The organism is Pseudomonas sp. NPDC088885, assembly GCF_044750025.1.
Lineage (GTDB): Bacteria > Pseudomonadota > Gammaproteobacteria > Pseudomonadales > Pseudomonadaceae > Aquipseudomonas > Aquipseudomonas rustica.
In genome coordinates, this window is the sequence record NZ_JBIVJB010000052.1 from 1 (window position 1) to 18768 (window position 18768).

General features: G+C 60.0%; 14 protein-coding genes and 1 pseudogene. 7 read left to right on the top strand and 8 right to left on the bottom strand.

What is annotated here, in order from left to right; genetic code table 11:
- From ACIP1X_RS18855 to edd, 8 genes are all read right to left on the bottom strand, one after another.
- Positions 1-772: carbohydrate ABC transporter permease (locus tag ACIP1X_RS18855; protein ID WP_400754220.1), on the bottom strand; the 772-nt coding region annotated here is incomplete at its 3' end.
- The gene (locus tag ACIP1X_RS18860) at positions 765-1673 is read right to left on the bottom strand and encodes a carbohydrate ABC transporter permease (RefSeq protein ID WP_008082808.1); all 909 of its coding nucleotides are present in this window, start codon (positions 1671-1673) and stop codon (positions 765-767) included. The genes ACIP1X_RS18860 and ACIP1X_RS18855, both read right to left, overlap by 8 nt.
- 156 nt (positions 1674-1829) lie before the next feature.
- Complete coding sequence (locus ACIP1X_RS18865; protein ID WP_400754222.1) at positions 1830-3131, bottom strand: ABC transporter substrate-binding protein; 1302 nt, start codon at positions 3129-3131, stop codon at positions 1830-1832.
- A gap of 118 nt (positions 3132-3249) precedes the next feature.
- A complete protein-coding gene (locus ACIP1X_RS18870; protein WP_400754225.1) occupies positions 3250-4509 on the bottom strand; it encodes an AGE family epimerase/isomerase in 1260 nt (419 codons plus the stop codon).
- A 221-nt stretch (positions 4510-4730) separates the two neighbouring features.
- Positions 4731-6200 (bottom strand): ATP-binding protein, encoded by a 1470-nt coding sequence (locus ACIP1X_RS18875; RefSeq protein WP_053123022.1) that lies wholly within the window; start codon positions 6198-6200, stop codon positions 4731-4733.
- Complete coding sequence (locus ACIP1X_RS18880; RefSeq protein WP_008082801.1) at positions 6190-6921, bottom strand: response regulator; 732 nt, start codon at positions 6919-6921, stop codon at positions 6190-6192. The genes ACIP1X_RS18875 and ACIP1X_RS18880 overlap by 11 nt, the downstream gene beginning before the upstream one ends.
- 213 nt (positions 6922-7134) lie before the next feature.
- Positions 7135-8094, bottom strand: a complete 960-nt coding sequence (locus ACIP1X_RS18885; RefSeq protein ID WP_400754227.1) for a glucokinase — start codon at positions 8092-8094, stop codon at positions 7135-7137.
- Positions 8091-9917 (bottom strand): phosphogluconate dehydratase, encoded by a 1827-nt coding sequence (gene edd, locus ACIP1X_RS18890; RefSeq protein WP_053123026.1) that lies wholly within the window; start codon positions 9915-9917, stop codon positions 8091-8093. Before edd ends, ACIP1X_RS18885 begins: the two co-directional genes overlap by 4 nt.
- Before the next feature lie 220 nt (positions 9918-10137).
- Between edd and gap the strand changes: the two genes are divergently transcribed.
- The 7 genes and pseudogenes from gap to ACIP1X_RS18925 all read left to right on the top strand — a co-directional run.
- Positions 10138-11139: a type I glyceraldehyde-3-phosphate dehydrogenase gene (gene gap / locus ACIP1X_RS18895; RefSeq protein WP_053123028.1), complete on the top strand. Its 1002-nt coding sequence runs from the start codon at positions 10138-10140 to the stop codon at positions 11137-11139.
- A 188-nt stretch (positions 11140-11327) separates the two neighbouring features.
- Complete coding sequence (locus ACIP1X_RS18900; protein ID WP_053123030.1) at positions 11328-11855, top strand: RNA polymerase sigma factor; 528 nt, start codon at positions 11328-11330, stop codon at positions 11853-11855.
- A 107-nt stretch (positions 11856-11962) separates the two neighbouring features.
- Positions 11963-12928 carry a FecR domain-containing protein gene (locus ACIP1X_RS18905; RefSeq protein ID WP_159812516.1) on the top strand — a complete coding sequence of 322 codons (966 nt, stop codon included), beginning with the start codon at positions 11963-11965 and terminating at the stop codon, positions 12926-12928.
- A gap of 120 nt (positions 12929-13048) precedes the next feature.
- On the top strand, positions 13049-15604 hold the full coding sequence (locus tag ACIP1X_RS18910) for a TonB-dependent receptor (RefSeq protein WP_159812517.1): 2556 nt from the start codon (positions 13049-13051) through the stop codon (positions 15602-15604).
- Between the two features lie 112 nt (positions 15605-15716).
- Complete coding sequence (locus ACIP1X_RS18915) at positions 15717-16325, top strand: biliverdin-producing heme oxygenase (protein ID WP_159812518.1); 609 nt, start codon at positions 15717-15719, stop codon at positions 16323-16325.
- A gap of 166 nt (positions 16326-16491) precedes the next feature.
- On the top strand, positions 16492-16887 hold the full coding sequence (locus tag ACIP1X_RS18920) for a YbaN family protein (RefSeq protein ID WP_400754231.1): 396 nt from the start codon (positions 16492-16494) through the stop codon (positions 16885-16887).
- A 657-nt stretch (positions 16888-17544) separates the two neighbouring features.
- Positions 17545-18504 (top strand): annotated as a pseudogene (locus tag ACIP1X_RS18925) (chemotaxis protein); the annotation flags it as partial.
- Between the last annotated feature and the right edge of the window lie 264 nt (positions 18505-18768).

Genomic DNA, 18768 nt, shown 5'->3' on the forward strand with positions numbered 1-18768 from the left:
GCAGGCCGGCGATCATCGCCGCTGCCATATCAACGTTGTATTCCTTGGCGCCGGTGCTGGTGTTGACCAGGTTGTTCAGCGCTACCGTGATCGGTTGCGAATCACCGCTGGAGAACACCACACCGAACAGGAAGTCGTTCCAGATCTGGGTGAATTGCCAGATCAGGCAGACCATGATGATCGGCGTCGACATCGGCAGAATGATGCGGCGGAAAATCGTGAAGAAACCCGCGCCATCCAGACGTGCGGCTTTCACCAGCGCATCCGGAATGCTCACGTAGTAGTTCCGGAAGAACAGCGTGGTGAACGCCAGACCGTAAACCACGTGGATAAATACCAGGCCGGTGGTGGTGCTCGCCAGGCCCATTTTGCCGAGGGTGAACGAGGCCGGCAGCAGCACGGTCTGGAACGGCAGGAAGCAGCCGAACAACAGCAGGCCAAAGAACAACTGCGAACCACGGAAGCGCCAGAACGACAGCACATAACCGTTCAACGCACCGATACCGGTGGAGATGATCACGGCTGGAACGGTGATCTTGATCGAGTTCCAGAAGTAACCGTCAACCGTGGCCCAGGCCTTGACCCAGCCGATGCCGCTGACCACGGTCGGCCAGCTCAACAGGTTGCCGGTGCTGATGTCTTCCGGGGTCTTGAAGCTGGTCAGCAACATCACCACCAGCGGCACCAGATACAGGAACACCGCGAAAATCAGCACCGCGTAGATCGCGATGCGACTCAGGCTGATAGCAGGTTTGGCAGCGAGACTAGTCATTGCGCTTGGTCCTCAGCTCGGAATACAGGTAAGGCACGATGATCGCGAGGATCGCGCCGAGCATCAGAATCGCACTGGCCGAGCCCATGCCCATCTGGCCGCGACTGAAGGTGAAGGAATACATGAACATCGCCGGCAGGTCGGAGGAATAACCCGGGCCACCGGCGGTCATCGCCGCGACCAGGTCGAAGCTCTTGATCGCGATGTGCGCCAGAATCATCACGGCACTGAAGAACACCGGACGCAGACTTGGCAGCACGACTTTCCAGTAGATCATCGGCATGCTCGCGCCATCGATCTGGGCGGCACGGATGATCGATTGATCAACGCCACGCAGGCCGGCGAGGAACATCGCCATGATAAAGCCCGAGGCTTGCCAGACAGCAGCGATCACCAGGCAATACACCACGCGATCAGGGTCGATCAGCCAGTCGAGACGGAAGCCTTCCCAGCCCCAGTCACGCAACAATTTGTCCAGGCCCATGCCCGGGTTGAGCAGCCATTTCCATGCGGTACCGGTGACGATCATCGAGAGCGCCATCGGGTACAGGTAAATGGTGCGGATAAAGCCTTCGCGACGGATGCGCTGGTCGAGGAACACCGCCAGCAACACGCCGATCACCAGAGTGATACCGATAAACATGCCGCCGAACACCGCGAGGTTTTTGCTCGCGACCCACCAGCGATCGTTGTCGAACAACCGCGCGTATTGCGCCAGACCGGCCCACTTGTAGTTGGGCAGGAACGTCGAGGTGGTGAACGACAACACGAACGTCCACAGGATGTAGCCATAGAAGCCCACCAGAACGATGAACATGCTCGGCGCCAGCACCAGTTTTGGTAGCCAGCGCTGCAATGCATCGAACGGCGAGGCCTTGCTGAACACAGCAACAGAACTCATGGGGAAATCCAGTACAGGGAATAAAAACTACAGTGAGATCCCTTGTGGGAGCGAGCCTGCTCGCGAATGCGGTGTGTCAGTCGACGGATGGAGCAACTGACACAACGCCTTCGCGAGCAGGCTCGCTCCCACAGGAGAAGCCTGCGCTACCGACGCTTATTTGGACGACTTGATCGCTGCGCCGAGTTTCTTGGCGGTGTCGGCCGGGTCGGCTTTCGGATCGTTGATGTAGTTGGTCACGACATCAAAGAACGCGCCTTGCACGGCCAGCGTGGTCGCCATGTTGTGCGCCATGCTTGGTTGCAGGCCGCCGGATTTGGCGTCAGCCAGGAAGTCTTTGGCAGCGGTCTGTGCGCAGGAGTCGAAGCCCAGCGCTTCCATGTTGTTCAACATGTCGTTGCGAACCGGGATCGAGCCTTTGTTGATGCTGAAGACTTTCTGGAAGTTTTCACCCAACACGACTTTGGCGATGTCTTTCTGACCGGCCGCAGTGCCCGCATCTTTCTGCTTGAACACAGCCAGCGAGTCGATGTTGTAGGTGAACGCTTTGTCGGTGCCCGGGAAGGCTACGCACTCGTAATCCTTGCCGGCGATTTTCTTGGCGGCAGTCCATTCGGACTTGGCCCAGTCACCCATGATCTGCATGCCGGCCTTGCCGTTGATGACTTTGGCCGCTTCCAGGTTCCAGTCCTGACCTTTGCCGTCGACGTCCATGTAGGTCGCGACTTTCTTCAGCTCGGTCAGTGCCTTGACCATCTCCGGACCGGTCAGCGCGCCGTTGTCCAGATCAACCAGGGCTTTCTTGTAACCATCGACACCCATGACCGACAGCACCACGGCTTCGAACACGGTGCTGTCCTGCCAAGGCTGACCGCCGTGAGCCAGCGGAATGAAGCCCGCAGCCTTCAGCTTGTCGCCTGCAGCGTAGAATTCTTCGAGGGTGGTCGGGTTCTTGGTGATGCCGGCTTTCTTGAAGACTTCCGGGTTGATCCACAGCCAGTTCACGCGGTGAATGTTCACCGGCACGGCCACGTAATCACCGTCGTACTTGACGGTATCGGAGACTTTCTTGTCGAGCAGGCTGTCCCACTTTTCCGACTTGGCGACGTCTTTCAGCACGTCGGTGTCGAGCAGGCCGGTCGATGCCCATTCCTGGATGTCCGGGCCTTTGATCTGAGCAACGCCAGGCGGGTTGCCGGCAACGGCACGGCTTTTCAGCACGGTCATGGCAGTGGCACCGCCACCACCGGCGACAGCGCCGTCTTTCCAGGTGAAACCGTCTTTTTCGACTTGAGCCTTGAGCACATCAACAGCGGCTTTTTCGCCACCGGACGTCCACCAGTGCACGACTTCGACCGAACCTTTGGATTCGGCAGCAGAAACACTGAGAGGCAGAATTGCGAGCGGGAACAGGGAGGCGACAGAAATGACAGTAGCGAGGCGAGAAATCGCATTCATCTGAGATGTACCTTTCTTGTTGTTATGCATGCAAGTCTGGTGCTTGCGCTGCACAGGAGTTTAAACAGGACGTTTCCCTTCGCAGGTAACGAAGGGACGCGCGAATGTCACCGCATGGTTACACAGGAATCTCTTGAGACAACTGCGCCAAAGCAGTCGCCATGCTCGGTGACAAGGGTAGACGAGGGATCAGCACCGCTTGCCAGGCGTGATACAGGTCGGGTTTGCCCGCCCAGATATCGGCACTCGGGAGGTTTTGCGGATTGAGTTCGTGGTGCCAACTGCCGTCGCAACGATCGATGAAATGCGTTTCGCAGAATTCCCAGAACAGCCGATACCAGGTTTCGTATTGCTCATCGCCGGTGCGTTTGAGCAAGGCGCTGGCGGCGGCGCTGGCTTCGGCATGCGTCCAGTGCAAGCGATGACGGACGACGGCTTTGTTGTTCCAGTCGAGGGTGTAAACGATGCCCGGCAAACCATCGACGTTCCAGCCGTTGCGGCAATTGTTCTCGAAAAGTTTCTGCGCATCGGTCGCCAGCCAACCGGGCGTGAGCATGCCGGCCTGCACCCGCGCTGCTTCGAGGTGCAGCAACAGCCGCGCCCACTCGAAACCGTGGCCCGGCGTGGTGCCGTAGGGGCGGAAACCGTCAGCCGGATTGTCGTGGTTGTATTCGCGCAGCGGTTGCCAGTCGCGATCGAAGTGTTCGATGACCATGTAACCGTTGGCAGCAGCGTGGCCGTGGATAACCCGCTCGACGATGCGTTGCGCACGTACCAGCCAGCGCGGGTCTTCAGTGACATCGGCCAGCGCGAGGAATGCTTCGGTCGCGTGCATGTTGCTGTTGGCGCCGCGATAGGCTTCTTCTTCGCTCCAGTCGCGATTGAAGAATTCGCGCATGGCGCCCTCTTCTTCGCTCCAGAAATAGGTGTCGATGATGTCGATCGCATCATCCAGCAACGCTTGCGCGCCGGGGCGTTTTGCGGCCACAGCAGAGCTGGCGGCCAGCGCGACGAAAGCATGCAGATAGGCGTTTTTGCCGGTGTTGTCGTCGCGGTGTTCGGCGACGGCGAACCAGCCACCGTGCAACGCATCACGCAACGGCCCGCGCAGTGCGGCGATGCCGTGATCGACCAGTTCAGCGAAACCCGGCAAGCCCTGAATATGGGCCATGGCGAAGCTGTGGGTCATGCGCGCGGTGTTCATGGTTTCGGCTTGCGCGTTCGCTGGCAGACGGCCGCGTTCGTCGAGGTTGCCGAAACCTTGCGGGAGTTTTGCAGCCTTGGCGAAATCCAGCAGACGCAGGCCTTCAGCGGCAAGCCATTGCTGGTGGGCAGGGGCGTTCAGCCAACTGCTGAAGCCGGGTTGGAAACGATCCATGGGTGGCCTTTTTTGTTGTTATGACTGCGGGGAGTCTAAACAACGGGCCGGGGTGGGCTTGTAACGAAGGGGGCGGGTTTTGTCACCAGACCGTGACATGTGTTGTCAGGTCGGACGCCTTCGCGAGCAAGCCCGCTCCCACATCCGACCGCATTCTTCCCGATGGAACGCGGTCACCTGTGGGAGCGGGCTTGCTCGCGAAGAACGATAACGCGGTCTACCTAGTCAGCACTGCGCGGCAATTGCAGGGTCACCCGCAACCCACCCTCACGCAAATTCTGCAACGTCACTTCGCCGCCATGACTGTGGGCAATATTGCGAGCAATCCCCAACCCCAGCCCATACCCCTGCTGCTGCCCCGCCAACCGGAAGTGCGGCTCGAACACCTGCTCCAGCCGCTGCTCCGGCACTCCCGGGCCTTCATCATCAACGTGCAAGACAAAGGCGCTGTCATCGTCATCGATGTGCAGATGCGCGTTCTGCCCGTACTTCAACGCGTTGTCGATCAAGTTGCCAATGCAGCGTTTCAGCGCCAACGGCTTGCCCGAATACGCCGCCAGTGCCCGGCCCTGTTGGGTCACGCGGCCATTGCCGTTTGGCGCCAGATACGGCTCGACCAGACAATCGAGTACATGATTGAGATCGACCGGTTCAATGTTCTCGTGGATATCGGTGTCTTTCACGCATTGCAGCGCGCCTTTGACCAGCAACTCCAACTCGTCGAGATCGCGGCCGAACTTGGCTTGCAGTTGCTCGTCTTCAAGCAACTCCACGCGCAAACGCAATCGCGTGATCGGTGTGCGCAGGTCATGGGAAATAGCACTGAACAACTGGCTGCGTTCGGTCAGGTAACGGCTGATGCGTTCGCGCATGCTGTTGAACGCGCGCCCTACTTCCACCACTTCACTGCCGCCGCCCTCCGCCACCGGCTCAACGTCGGCACCCAGCGACATGTCCCGCGCCGCACGTGCCAGACGCTTGAGCGGGCGGCTCTGCCAGTGCACCAGCACGCCGATGAACAACAACAGAAAGCCACTGGTGAGGACGATAAACCACACCTGCTGCGACGGCAGGCCTTGTTCTTCAAGACTGGTGTACGGCTCGGGCAGCAACGAGGCGATGTACAGCCATTCGCCCGGCGCCATCTGGATTTGCGTGACCAGAACCGGCGGATTGACCGGCTCGAGGGTCAACGCGTAATGCGCCCACGAGCGTGGCAATTCATCGAGTTTCAGCCCGGCGTTGAAGATACGCAGATCCTCGGGGCTGACAAAGGTCACCGAAATATCCGTGTCATGGCCCAAGGTCTGGCGCAGCACTTCGTCGACCGCTTTCATCACCGCCGCTTTACGCGGGGTGACCGGCAAAACGTCCATGCCCAGCGGTTTGTCATTGAGCGTCACGACAAATCGGGTGCCGCCCATGCTGCGCAATTGGTCGAGCACCAGTGGGCGATAAGCCACTGGCAACGAGCGGAAATAACTGACGCTGGCGGTCATCGAATGGGCGAGGCTGCGGGCGCTGGTGACCAGGCCTTCGAGCTGGGTGGCGCGCAGTTGCGAGACCCAGATCACGCTGGACAACGTCTGCGCAAACAGCACGGCGAGCAAGGTCAGCAGCAACATCCGCCCGAGCAGCGAGCGCGGTACCGGCACCTTGGCGGCGAGTTTACGCAGCGACTCAGTGACCATTGCCGGCAACCACATTGGCTGCCAATTGGTAACCGCTGCCGCGCACGGTGCGGATCAGTCGTGGCGGTTTTTCCGTATCGCGCAGGCGTTGGCGCAAGCGGCTGACGGCCATGTCGACGATGCGATCGAGCGGCATCAGGTCGCGGCCACGGGTGGCGTTGCCGATGGTGTCGCGGTCGAGAATTTCCTGCGGATGATCGAGGAACAGTTTCAGCAGGGCGAAATCGGCGCCGGAGAGAATCACTTCCTCGCCGTCGGTGTGAAAGAGACGATGACTGACCATGTCCAGCCGCCATTCATCAAATGCCAGCACTTCGCTGCCGTTACGTTCCTGACCGAATTGCGCGCGGCGCAGCAGGGCTTTGATCCGCGCTTGCAGTTCGCGCGGGCTGAAGGGTTTGCCAAGGTAGTCGTCAGCGCCGAGTTCGAGTCCGATCACGCGATCGGCTTCGTCGGAACTGGCGGTGAGCATGATGATCGGCACCTGCGCCTGACGCGGATGCTGACGCACCCAACGGCAAAGGCTGAAGCCGTCTTCGTCGGGGAGCATGACATCGAGGATCACCAGATCGCTCGGCGCCTCGTTGAGTGCCTGACGGAAACTGGCGCCATCGGCCGTGGCACGTACCTGAAACCCGGCGCGGGTCAGGTAGGTTTCCAGCAACTCGCGTATTTCCTGGTCGTCATCGACCAACAATATCGACTTGTTGACTGAGCTCACTTCGAAGGCATCCTTGTTGTTGGAATTGGGGCGGATTATGCCTTAAGCATCGAACTTACAAACACTACAGAACCACTGTGAAAGATAAACCTGTGGCGAGGGGATTTATCCCCGATGGGTTGCGCAGCAGCCCCCGCTTTTTTTGGGGCCGCTGCGCGACCCATCGGGGATAAATCCCCTCGCCACAAAGGTTCACTCACTCAGTTAACGGTTTCAGGTTGGGATTGATTGCTCGAGGGCCACACCCGCGCCCATCAGGCCAGAATACGGCGCTGTCACCAGCCACACCGGTATGCCTTTGAAATAATCACTCATGCAGCCCTTATCCGCAAAGCTGCGGGCAAAACCGCTTTCGAGGAAGAAATCGGCAAACCGTGGAATCACGCCGCCAACGATAAACACCCCGCCACGCCCACCCGTGGTCAGCACGTTATTGCCGGCGACACGGCCGAGCCAGCAGCAGAACTGCTCGAGCACTTCCAGCGCAATCGGATCACCCGCCAGCCCGGCTGCGGTAATCGCTTCCGGCGTATCGAGTGTCGGTTCATGTCCGTCCACCGCGCAGATCGCCCGGTAAACACGCGGCAAACCGCCGCCGCTCAACGCCGTCTCGGCACTGACATGGCCGATTTCGTTATGGATGTGCTGCCACAATTGCGTTTCACGCGGGCTGCTCAGCGGCAGATCAACGTGACCGCCCTCGCCCGGCAACGCCGCGAAACGACCTTCACCGAGATCGAGCAAGGTGCCGACGCCAAGACCAGTGCCCGGGCCGATCACCACCGCCGGGCGCAACGGCTCCGGCGTGCCTTCGCAGACCACGCGGAATTCGCCGGGCTGCAAACGGGTCATGCCCAGCGCCATTGCCGAGAAGTCGTTGACCAGCAACAACTGCTCGACCTGCAAGGTTTTGCAGAACGCCGTGCGGCTCAGGCGCCAGTGATTATTGGTGAACTTGAATTCATCACCACTGACCGGACCGGCCACCGACAGGCACACTGAACCGATCGCGCCCGGCGCCAGACCGAGCCCGCTCAGGTAGAGGCTGATCGCCTCTTCCGGGCTGGCGTGGTCGGCGGTGGCCAAGACCTGAACCGATTCCAGTTGCTGATCTTTCCACAACGCAAACCGTGCGTTGGTGCCTCCGATGTCACCGACCAAAGCCAGTTTCAATTAAGCGTCTCCAGGGCAGAAGTGAAGGCGCTGGCGCCCTGCTCTGCCGAGCTGAAGGCCATGCGCATAAAGCCGAACAGTTCGCGACCGCTGCCGATGTTGTTGCCCAACAGGCCTTTGGCGGGTTCGCGTGCTGCAAATTCTGCGGCGTCGACTTTAAGTTCCAAAGTGCCTTTGACGCCATCGACGCGGATGATATCGCCCTCTTGCACGCGTGCCAAAGCACCGCCGACATAAGCTTCGGGGCTGACGTGAATCGCCGCCGGAATTTTCCCCGAGGCACCGGACATGCGCCCGTCAGTCACCAGCGCGACTTTGAAGCCGCGATCCTGCAGCACGCCGAGGAACGGCGTCATCTTGTGCAGCTCGGGCATGCCGTTGGAGCGCGGGCCCTGGAAGCGCATCACGGCGACAAAATCTTTTTCCAGCAGACCGGCCTTGAACGCGTCGGCCAGATCCTGTTGATCCTGGAACACCATCGCTGGTGCTTCGACGATCTGGTTTTCCAGCGCCACCGCAGACACTTTCATCACACCGCGCCCGAGGTTGCCTTCCATCACGCGCAAACCGCCTTCCTGCGAGAACGCACGAGCGACCGGGCGCAGGATGTTTTCGTCGAGGCTGTCGACCGGCCCTTCGCGCCAGACCAGTTCACCGTTATCGAGGAACGGTTCTTTGGTGTACTTGCTCAAGCCGTGGCCGAGCACCGTGTTGACGTCTTCGTGCAACAGACCGGCGCCGAGCAGTTCGCGGATCAGGAACGACATACCGCCCGCCGCCTGGAAGTGGTTGATGTCGGCTTTGCCGTTCGGGTAGACGTGGCTCAGGGTCGGCACGACTTCGGAGAGGTCGGCCATGTCTTGCCAGGTCAGTTGAATGCCCGCCGCCATGGCGATGGCCGGCATGTGCAGGGTGTGGTTGGTCGAACCGCCGGTGGCGTGCAGCGCCACAATCGAGTTGACCAGCGACTTCTCGTCGACGATTTCGCCGATCGGCATGAAGTTGCCGTTTTGTTTGGTCAGGCGCGTCACCTGGTGCGCGGCTTCGCGGGTCAGCGCGTCACGCAGCGGCGTGTTCGGGTTGACGAAAGAAGCGCCCGGCAAGTGCAGACCCATGACTTCCATCAGCAACTGGTTGGTGTTGGCGGTGCCGTAAAAGGTGCAGGTGCCCGGGCTGTGGTAGGACTTCATCTCCGATTCCAGCAGCTCTTCGCGGGTCGCTTTGCCTTCGGCGTACTTCTGGCGCACGTCGGCTTTTTCCTTGTTGGAAATCCCCGAGACCATCGGCCCGCCCGGCACGAAAATCGTCGGCAGGTGGCCGAAACGCAGCGAGCCCATCATCAGGCCCGGCACGATCTTGTCGCAGATGCCGAGCATCAGCGCGCCGTCGAACATGTTGTGCGACAGCGCTACCGCTGTAGACATGGCGATCACTTCGCGGCTCGGCAGGCTCAGTTCCATGCCCGGCTCGCCTTGGGTCACGCCGTCGCACATCGCCGGAGTACCACCGGCGAACTGTCCGACCGAGCCGATTTCGCGCAGGGCGTTTTTGATCTGTTCCGGGAACACTTCGTACGGCTGGTGCGCCGATAGCATGTCGTTATAAGACGAAACAATGGCGATGTTCGCCGAGTTCATCATCCGCAGGCTGTGCTTGTCTTCGCTGCCGCAACCGGCCACGCCATGGGCGAAGTTGGCGCATTGCAGCTTGCCGCGCATCGGCCCGTCAGTGGCGGCGCCGCGAATCAGTGCAAGGTAAGCCTGACGCGTGGCGCGGCTGCGGGCGATAAGCCGTTCGGTGACCTCAAGAACGCGGGGATGCATGTGTAGAACTCCAGGCTAACGGATGTGGCGACCTGATTGTCTATGCTGATCAAACGCCGTTGTTGTTGGAATGACAGACGGTTTTTTTGATCATTCGGACCAGTTGATTCAGGTCACTCGTTGTAGATAAAACAAAATATTGCCATTAAAAAGGCTTGTTTTCTATTTTTATGCGAATAATCTTGTAATTCCAACAACAAAACGACGGCGGCGCTGTTCCATGACTCTACGAATCGCAATCAATGGTTTTGGCCGCATCGGCCGTAATGTCCTGCGCGCACTGTATACCCAAGGCTATCGACAGGATTTGCAGATCGTCGCCATCAACGATCTGGGCGACAGCTCGATCAACGCCCACCTGCTCAAATACGACACCGTTCACGGCACGTTCGACGCGCAAGTCGAGCATGACAACGAGAGTCTGACCGTCAACGGCGACCGCATTGCGGTCAGCGCGATTCGCAATCCGGCCGACCTGCCCTGGGCCGCGGAAAAGATTGATGTGGTGTTTGAATGCACCGGTCTCTTTACCGACCGCGCCAAAGCGGCCGCGCATATTACTGCCGGCGCGCGCAAAGTGATCATCTCGGCCCCGGCCAAAGGCGCCGACGCCACCGTCGTTTATGGTGTGAACCACGACATTCTGCGCCAGTCGCACCAGATCATCTCCAACGCTTCGTGCACCACCAACTGTCTGGCGCCAGTGGCGCAGGTGCTGCACCGTGAGCTGGGCATCGAAAGCGGCTTGATGACCACCATTCACGCCTACACCAACGATCAGAACCTCACCGACGTCTATCACACCGACCCGTACCGCGCGCGTTCGGCCACGCAGAACATGATCCCGAGCAAGACCGGCGCTGCTGAAGCGGTCGGCCTGGTGCTGCCGGAACTGGCCGGCAAACTGACCGGCATGGCCGTGCGGGTGCCGGTGATCAATGTCTCGTTGGTGGATTTGACCGTGCAATTGAAGCGCGAAGCCTCGGCGGATGAGGTCAATGCGCTGCTCAAGGCTGCGAGCCAGCATTCGAAGATTTTGGGTTACAACACGTTGCCGCTGGTTTCCAGCGACTTCAACCACAACCCGCTGTCGTCGATCTTCGACGCCAACCACACCAAATCCAGCGGCAAACTGCTGAAAGTGCTGGCCTGGTACGACAACGAGTGGGGCTTCTCCAACCGCATGCTGGATAACTGCCTGGCGCTGTGTAACGCCGAATAAGGTTGCCTCGCTCTCCCCGTAGGAGCTGCCGAAGGCTGCGATCTTTTGATCTTGTTTTTAAGATCAACATCAAAAGATCGCAGCCTTCGGCAGCTCCTGCATTTATCCGTGTCGATCACAAAACAATACTTGACCATTCGCATAGATGATAAGCATTATCATTCGCTCGAAATGGATCAGGTTCCCCCGTGAGTCAATCGCGCTTCAACCACGTCTTCCTCACCCAGCGTATGTCCCTGCTGCGGACGCTGGAACGGATGGTCAACAATCACAGCACCGCTGAAGACCTGCTGCAGGAAACCTACCTGCGCGTGACGCGGGCGTTGAGCGAGCGGGCCATCGATCACCTCGAGCCCTTTGTCTTCCAGACCGCGCGCAATCTGGCGCTGGATCATTTGCGTGCGCGCAAGCTGCACTCACGGACGATGGTCGATGATGTGCCGCAAGACGTCGTGCACAGCATCGCCGCCCCCGCCAGCAGCGCCGAAGACGCCGCCCACGCCGAACAAATGCTGGAGCGATTGAACGTGAGCCTCAGCGAACTCAGCTCGCGTCAGCAGCAGATTTTCATCCTCAGCCGTTTGCACGGCAACAGCTACCAGGAAATAGCGGACGAACTGAACGTCTCCCTGAGTACCGTGCAGAAAGAATTGAAACTGATCATGTCCATTTGCATCGGCGTCGCCGAACGGCATAACAGCAGCGGCGAGTTATAAGCTTCAAGCGGCAAGCTGAAAACTCAAAGTTCACACCGAATGAGCTTTAGCTTGCAGCTTGTCGCTTGAAACTCGAAACTTGCTTTGAAAAAGCCCGAGGAAACACCGTGACGGACACCCACCGCTCGCCTTCGCCTGATTCGGCGCGGGACGCTGCAGACGCAATGGATCAGGCGCTCGACTGGCTCATCGTGCTCGGCAGCCCGGACGAGGAGCAGACCCGGCAGTTTCATGCCTGGCTGGCGGCTGATCCGTTGAACGCCGAAGCGTTCGCCAAGGCGCAGGCGATCTGGGATGGCCCGCAAGTCATTCAGTGCGCGCAAAGCCTCGCGGCGAAACCGGCCAAGGTCACCTTTCTCAAGCGGTTGCGCCCGCACTGGAAACCGTTGGCCACTGCTGCTGTGCTGATTCTTGGTCTGTTCAGTTTCAGCAACCTGCCGATGCGCATTCAAGCCGATCATTTGACGGTGGTTGGCGAGCGTCAGCGCCTGCAACTGGAGGACGGTTCGAAAGTCCTGCTCAACACCAATTCCGCGTTCTCCAGCACGATCAATGATCAGCAGCGCGTCGCGCGGCTGTATCAGGGCGAGGCGTATTTCGAGATCGCCGGCAGCCGCACTCAGCCCTTGGAAATCGATGCTGGCCCGGTCAAAGCCAGTGTGCGCGACACCGAATTCGCCGTGCGTTATCTCGATGGCGTCGCGCAGGTCAACGTCCAGCGTGGCGATGTCGATCTGCGCGCGACCCACAACGATGCCCGCGTGCGCCTGTCGGCCGGGGAAAGTATCCGCATCGGCCCTAATGGCTTCGACCGCCCGTCCAAACTTGATGCGGCGACCGATCTGGCCTGGGTACAAGGCCGACTGGTGTTCGAGAACTGTCCGCTCAACCAAGTGCTGGCCGAGCTGCGCCGCTACTATCCGGGCTGGATCATCAATACCAACGAGCAGTTGGCCGACGTCGCCGTGACCGGCAATTATCGCCTCGATCAACCACTCGACGTGGTGCGCTCTCTCGCCCACATCACCTCCGCGCGCTTGCAGGAATTCCCGGCGCTGGTGATCTTGAACTAAATGAGAATTATTTTTACTCGATAGCTGAAGCCCGTTCGTCTCGTTATAGCCAATGCAATTGATTCGCATCACGATGCCAATCAGCACCTATAAAGATTCGTGCGACACGGAGCGCTATCGATGTCCTCACGCCTTACCCGTCAGACTTCCCCTTCCCGCGTATTGTCGCTGCTGACCGCTGCCATTCTCATGGCCGGCACCGCACCGCTGATGGCTGCCACCGAGCAACCGGCGCGCAACATGGGTGATTACGCGTTCTCCATCAACCAGCAACCGCTGGTGTCGGCGCTCAATGCCTTCACCTCTGTGACCGGTTGGCAGGTCGGCTTGCCGGCGGAACTGGGTCAGGGCGTATCGTCGCCGGGCGTGCGCGGTTCGCTGCCGCCGGAGAAAGCGCTGGAGCGGCTGTTGGTGGGGACCAATTTGAGCTTCCGCAAGCTGAGCAACAACAATGTGGTGCTGGAAAAGCGCAACAGCAGCGGCACCCTCAACCTTGATCAGGTGACCATCAGCGCCACGCGTCAGGAACAGTCGGTCAATAGCGTGCCGGCCACCGTCAGCGTGCAGACCCGCGAAGATCTCGATCGCAACAACGTCAATTCGATCAAGGATCTGGTGCGGTACGAGCCGGGCGTTTCGGTGGGCGGTGCCGGTCAACGTGCCGGCATCACCGGCTACAACATCCGTGGTATCGATGGCGACCGCGTGCTGACTCAGGTCGACGGCGTGCAAGTGCCGGACAGTTTCTTCAACGGCCCGTACGCACAGACCAACCGCAATTACGTCGACCCGGAAATCGTCAAACGCGTCGAAATTCTCCGCGGCCCGGCCTCGGTGCTGTACGGCAGCAACGCCATTGGCGGCGCCGTCAGCTACTACACCCTCGATCCGGACGACATCATCAAGCCTGGCCAGGACGTCGGCGCCCGGCTGAAAACCGGTTACAGCTCGGCCGATGACAGCTGGCTGACCTCCGGCACCGTTGCTGGCCGCACCGGCGACTTCGACGGTTTGCTGCACCTGAGCCAGCGCAACGGTCACGAAACCGAGTCCTACGGCGAAACCGGTGGCACCGGTCTCAACCGCACCGAGGCCAACCCGGAAGACGTGCGCACCACCAACGTGCTGGCCAAACTCGGCTGGAACTACGCTGACGACGCGCGCTTCGGCCTGACCTACGAACACTATAAAGATGATCGCGACACCAACCAGTTGAGCGCCGTCGGCGGCCCGTTCAACGCTGGACGCGGCTTTGGTTTCTACAAGTCGCGCACCGGCAACGACACCGTTACCCGCGAGCGTTTCGGTCTGGAACACCGCTTCGCGCTGGACACTGTGCTGGCCGACAACATCAAGTGGTCGCTCAACTATCAGATCGCCAAGACCGATCAGAGCACCCAGGAAATCTACGCGCCGTCGCGCACTGTGCTGCGCAACCGCGACACCAATTACAAAGATCGCCAGTGGGTATTCGATGCGCAGGCTGACAAGTCGTTTGCCATCGCCGACACCGATCACACCATCACCTACGGCACGACCATCAAGCAGGACAAGGTCACCGGTCTGCGCACCGGCTCCGGCACCTGCCTGACCGTCGCCGGCGCCTGCCGCGTGATCGGGGCGCCAAGCGCGGCCGACACCTTGACACCGGCCAGCGACTTCCCGGATCCGACCATCAACAGCTACAGCCTGTTTGCCCAGGACCAGATCAGCTGGGGCAACTGGACGTTCCTGCCGGGCGCACGTTACGACTACACCGAACTCAAACCGCATATCACCGATGAGTTCCTCGCCACTGCCGACCAGAGCGGCAACGGTCAGGTCAGCGACGAGAAGAAAACCTGGCATCGTCTGTCGCCGAAGTTCGGCACCACTTACAGCTTCAACGACAACTACACCTGGTACGGTCAGTACGCCGAAGGCTTCCGCACACCGACCGCCAAGGCTTTGTATGGTCGCTTTGAAAACCTCGCGGGCGGCTACCAGGTCGCGCCGAACCCGGATCTTGAACCGGAAAAAAGCAAAAGCTATGAAACCGGTCTGCGTGGCCAGTTTGAAGCAGGCACCTTCGACGTTGCGGTGTTCTACAACAAGTACCGTGATTTCATCGACGAGAACGCCATCACTCCCGGTTACACCGAGACCACGTTCCAGAGCAACAACATCAAACACGCCACCATCAAAGGCGTGGAGCTTAAAGGTCGCCTGAACCTCGATACCTTCGGCGCACCGACCGGTCTCTACACCCAAGGCTCGATGGCGTACCTGTATGGCCGCAACGACGACAGCGGTGAGCCGCTGAACAGCATCAACCCGCTGACCGGCGTGTTCGGCCTCGGTTATGACCAGGACAAATACGGCGCACTGCTGAGCTGGACGCTGGTCAAACGCAAGGATCGTGTCGACAGCACCATGTTCAAAACGCCTGACGGCACCAGCACCCAGTTCAAGACCCCGGGTTATGGCGTGCTCGATCTGGCGGGCTTCTACAAAGTCACCGACGACGTGACCGTCAACGCCGGTCTCTACAACCTGACCGACAAGAAGTACTGGCAGTGGGATGACGTGCGCGGTTACGACAGCGTCGGCGAAGCCTCGGTCACGCAACCGGCCAACCTCGATCGCCTGACCCAACCGGGCCGCAACTTCGCGATCAATCTGGTCTGGGACATCTGATCCGGCCGACCTCACTGCGCGTGTTCAAGCACCGCGCAGTGAGGTTTTTTTACGCTCAGGCGTCTGCTTGTTCGTCTCGTTAGCAAGCGCCTCTCTTTCTCAAGGATTTCCCATGACAGCTCAAGACACCGAACAACGCCCTGCCCTGCGTTCGCAACGCTTGAACCAGATCACCAACGAACCGCACACCAAGCTCGATGCACTGGTGAAGGCTCACGCACCGTTCGAGACCCGCGCCAACTTCGCTCGTTTCGTGGTCGCGCAGTACCTGTTCCAGTCGGAACTGGTCGACCTCTACAACAGCGCCGAACTGACCGCCATCGTCCCTGACCTGCCGGCCCGCTGCCGCGCCGAAGCGGCCAAGGCTGACCTCGCCGATCTCGACACCGAAGTCCCGGCCCCGGTTGCCGGCGCGGTAAAAAACCCGAGCAAGGCACGGGCACTGGGCTGGATTTTTGTGTCCGAAGGTTCGAAGCTCGGCGCTGCGTTCCTGATCAAACGCGCCGTGGCCCTGGAGCTGAGCGAAACCTTCGGCGCCCGTCACCTCGGTGAGCCAGAAGGTGGCCGTGCCGAAGGCTGGAAGAGCTTCGTGCGCACCCTGGATTCACTGGAATTCAGCGCTGAAGAAGAAGCCGAAGTGGAGCAAGGCGCGATCGACGCGTTCAACCGCTTCACCGTGTTGCTGGAACAGGCTTACGCCACCGAGGCCGAACCGGCCTGATTCCCGACACGATCCTTGTAGGAGCAAGGCTTGCCCGCGAAAGCGCCCGCCCATTCAACATCATCGTTGACTGACACACCGCCTTCGCGGGCAAGCCTTGCTCCTACAAGGGGCCGCGTAAGCCTGTAAGATCTCCATTCCGCTTCAGAAGCATCCCGCCGAGCCCATGTCGCAACCAGCCTCCTCCAAACTCGCCCGCGTGCTGTTCGGCCTCCTGGCCTACGTCAGCCTCGGCATCGGCCTGATCGCCATTGTCGTGCCCGGCCTGCCGACCACCGAGTTCATCCTCCTCGCCGCCTGGGCCGCCACCCGCAGCTCGCCGCGCCTGAGTGCCTGGCTGGAAAACCATCGCCTGTTCGGGCCGATTCTGAGCAACTGGCGCAATGGCAAAATCATCGCGCGCAAAGCCAAAGTCAGCGCGACGGTGAGCATGTTGCTGTGTGCGACGTTGATGTTGGTCGTGCTCGATCACGGCTGGCCAATCTATCTGGCGATTGCCGGGATGGGGCTGGGGAATGTGTGGATCTGGTCGCGCCCGGAAACCATCACTAAACCCGCCTGATATTTCAAAGATCACTCCAAATCTGCGGCATACATAAACCCTGTGGCGAGGGGATTTATCCCCGCTGGGCTGCGAAGCAGCCCCAAACCCGGCCCCCCCGTTCCACTGACAGACCGCATTCTCTAGTCTAACGACTGCTTCGCAGCCGAACGGGGATAAATCCCCTCACCACAAGTGCCCTCCCAAACACGCAAACACTTCCCTGAAATTGCTCTGATTTCCAGCACTTTCCCCTGCGCAAACGTTTAGCGCTGACCGTTCGTCGGCGCGCGCCTCATGCCTTTTCGCCTCGCGCCGATGAGCATTCATGGCGCTGAATGGATTTGGCGAACCGGGTAGTCCATACCCGCAAGCCAACCGTTTATCCATTCGCGAGATCGCCCCATGTTCGACTCTCTGTCCATCCGCCTGAAAATCGTCCTGCTCTCCGGTCTGTGCCTGCTCGGTGTGGTCGCGCTGATTGTTGGCATGAACATCTACCAGACCAACCAGAACGATGAACTGGTCAGCAATTCCAGCAACCAGCTGCTCATCGCCAGCGTGCAAAACCTGCTGCAAGCCAAAGCCGCCGAACAAGCGGTGCGGGTGCAGAAAACCTTTGGCGAAAGCTTGTTGGTGATTACCGCGCTGGCGGATCAGATCAAAGACATGCGCGTGATGGCCGCCAAGCGTTCGCTGGACGCCGGCGCCCTGCGCGAAGAGTTGAACCAGAGCCTGAAAACCGCGTTCGAGCGCAACGATAAAGTGCTCGGCATCTGGCTCGCCTTCGAACCCAACGGCCTCGACGGCAAGGACAGCGAGTTCGCCAACGACGCCGCGCGCCAGTCCAACGAAGCCGGGCGTTTCGCGACCTATTGGAGCCGCGCGGCCGGCGCCTCGCTGAACACGATCATGGTCGAAGAAGACCTCACCAAAACTACCCTCAGCGTCAGTGGCACACCGTACAACAGCTGGTACACCTGCCCTCGCGACAACAAACGCACCTGTTTGCTCGACCCGTACGCAGACACCGTGGGCAATAAGGAAATGCTCATGACGACCATTTCCGTACCGTTGATTGTCGACGGCAAAGCGATCGGCGTGGTCGGTGTCGACATCGCCCTCGACGCGCTGCAAGCAGCCGCCGTCGACTCGCAACGCAACCTCTTCAACAACGCCGGGCACATGCTTATCGTCTCCGGCAGCGGCGTGCTCGGCGCCGACAGCTCAGACGCGACCAAGGTCGGCAAAAAGCTCAACGACACCCTCGGCGCCAATGGCCAGGACGTACTGCAACTGCTCGCCTCCGGCACACCGAAAATCCTCGAACAGGGCGATCTGATTCGTGCGGTGTACCCGGTCGACCCGATTGGCAACTCGCGCGCTTGGGGCGTGGTCATCGACCTGCCGAAACAAGTGCTGCTGGCCGACTCGGTCAAGCTGCAAGCTGTGCTCGATGATGCCCAGGAAACCGGCGTGCTCACCGCGCTGCTGGTGGCTGTGGTGGCTGGCGTGGTCGGTCTGCTGCTGATCTGGCTGACCGCGTCTGGCGTTACCCGTCCGATCAACAGCGTCGCCGAGATGTTGAAGAACATCGCCAGCGGCGAAGGCGATCTGACCCAGCGTCTGAACTACAGCAAGAAAGATGAACTGGGCGAACTGGTGAACTGGTTCAACCGTTTCCTCGACAAGCTGCAACCGACCATCGCGCAGATCAAACAGAGCATCACCGAAGCGCGCGGCACCGCCGACCAGTCTTCGGAAATCGCCCGTCAGACCAGCGAAGGCATGCAGGTGCAGTTCCGCGAAATCGATCAGGTCGCCACCGCATCCAACGAAATGAGCGCCACCGCCCACGACGTCGCCAACAGCGCGTCGAACGCAGCCAACGCCGCGAAAGGT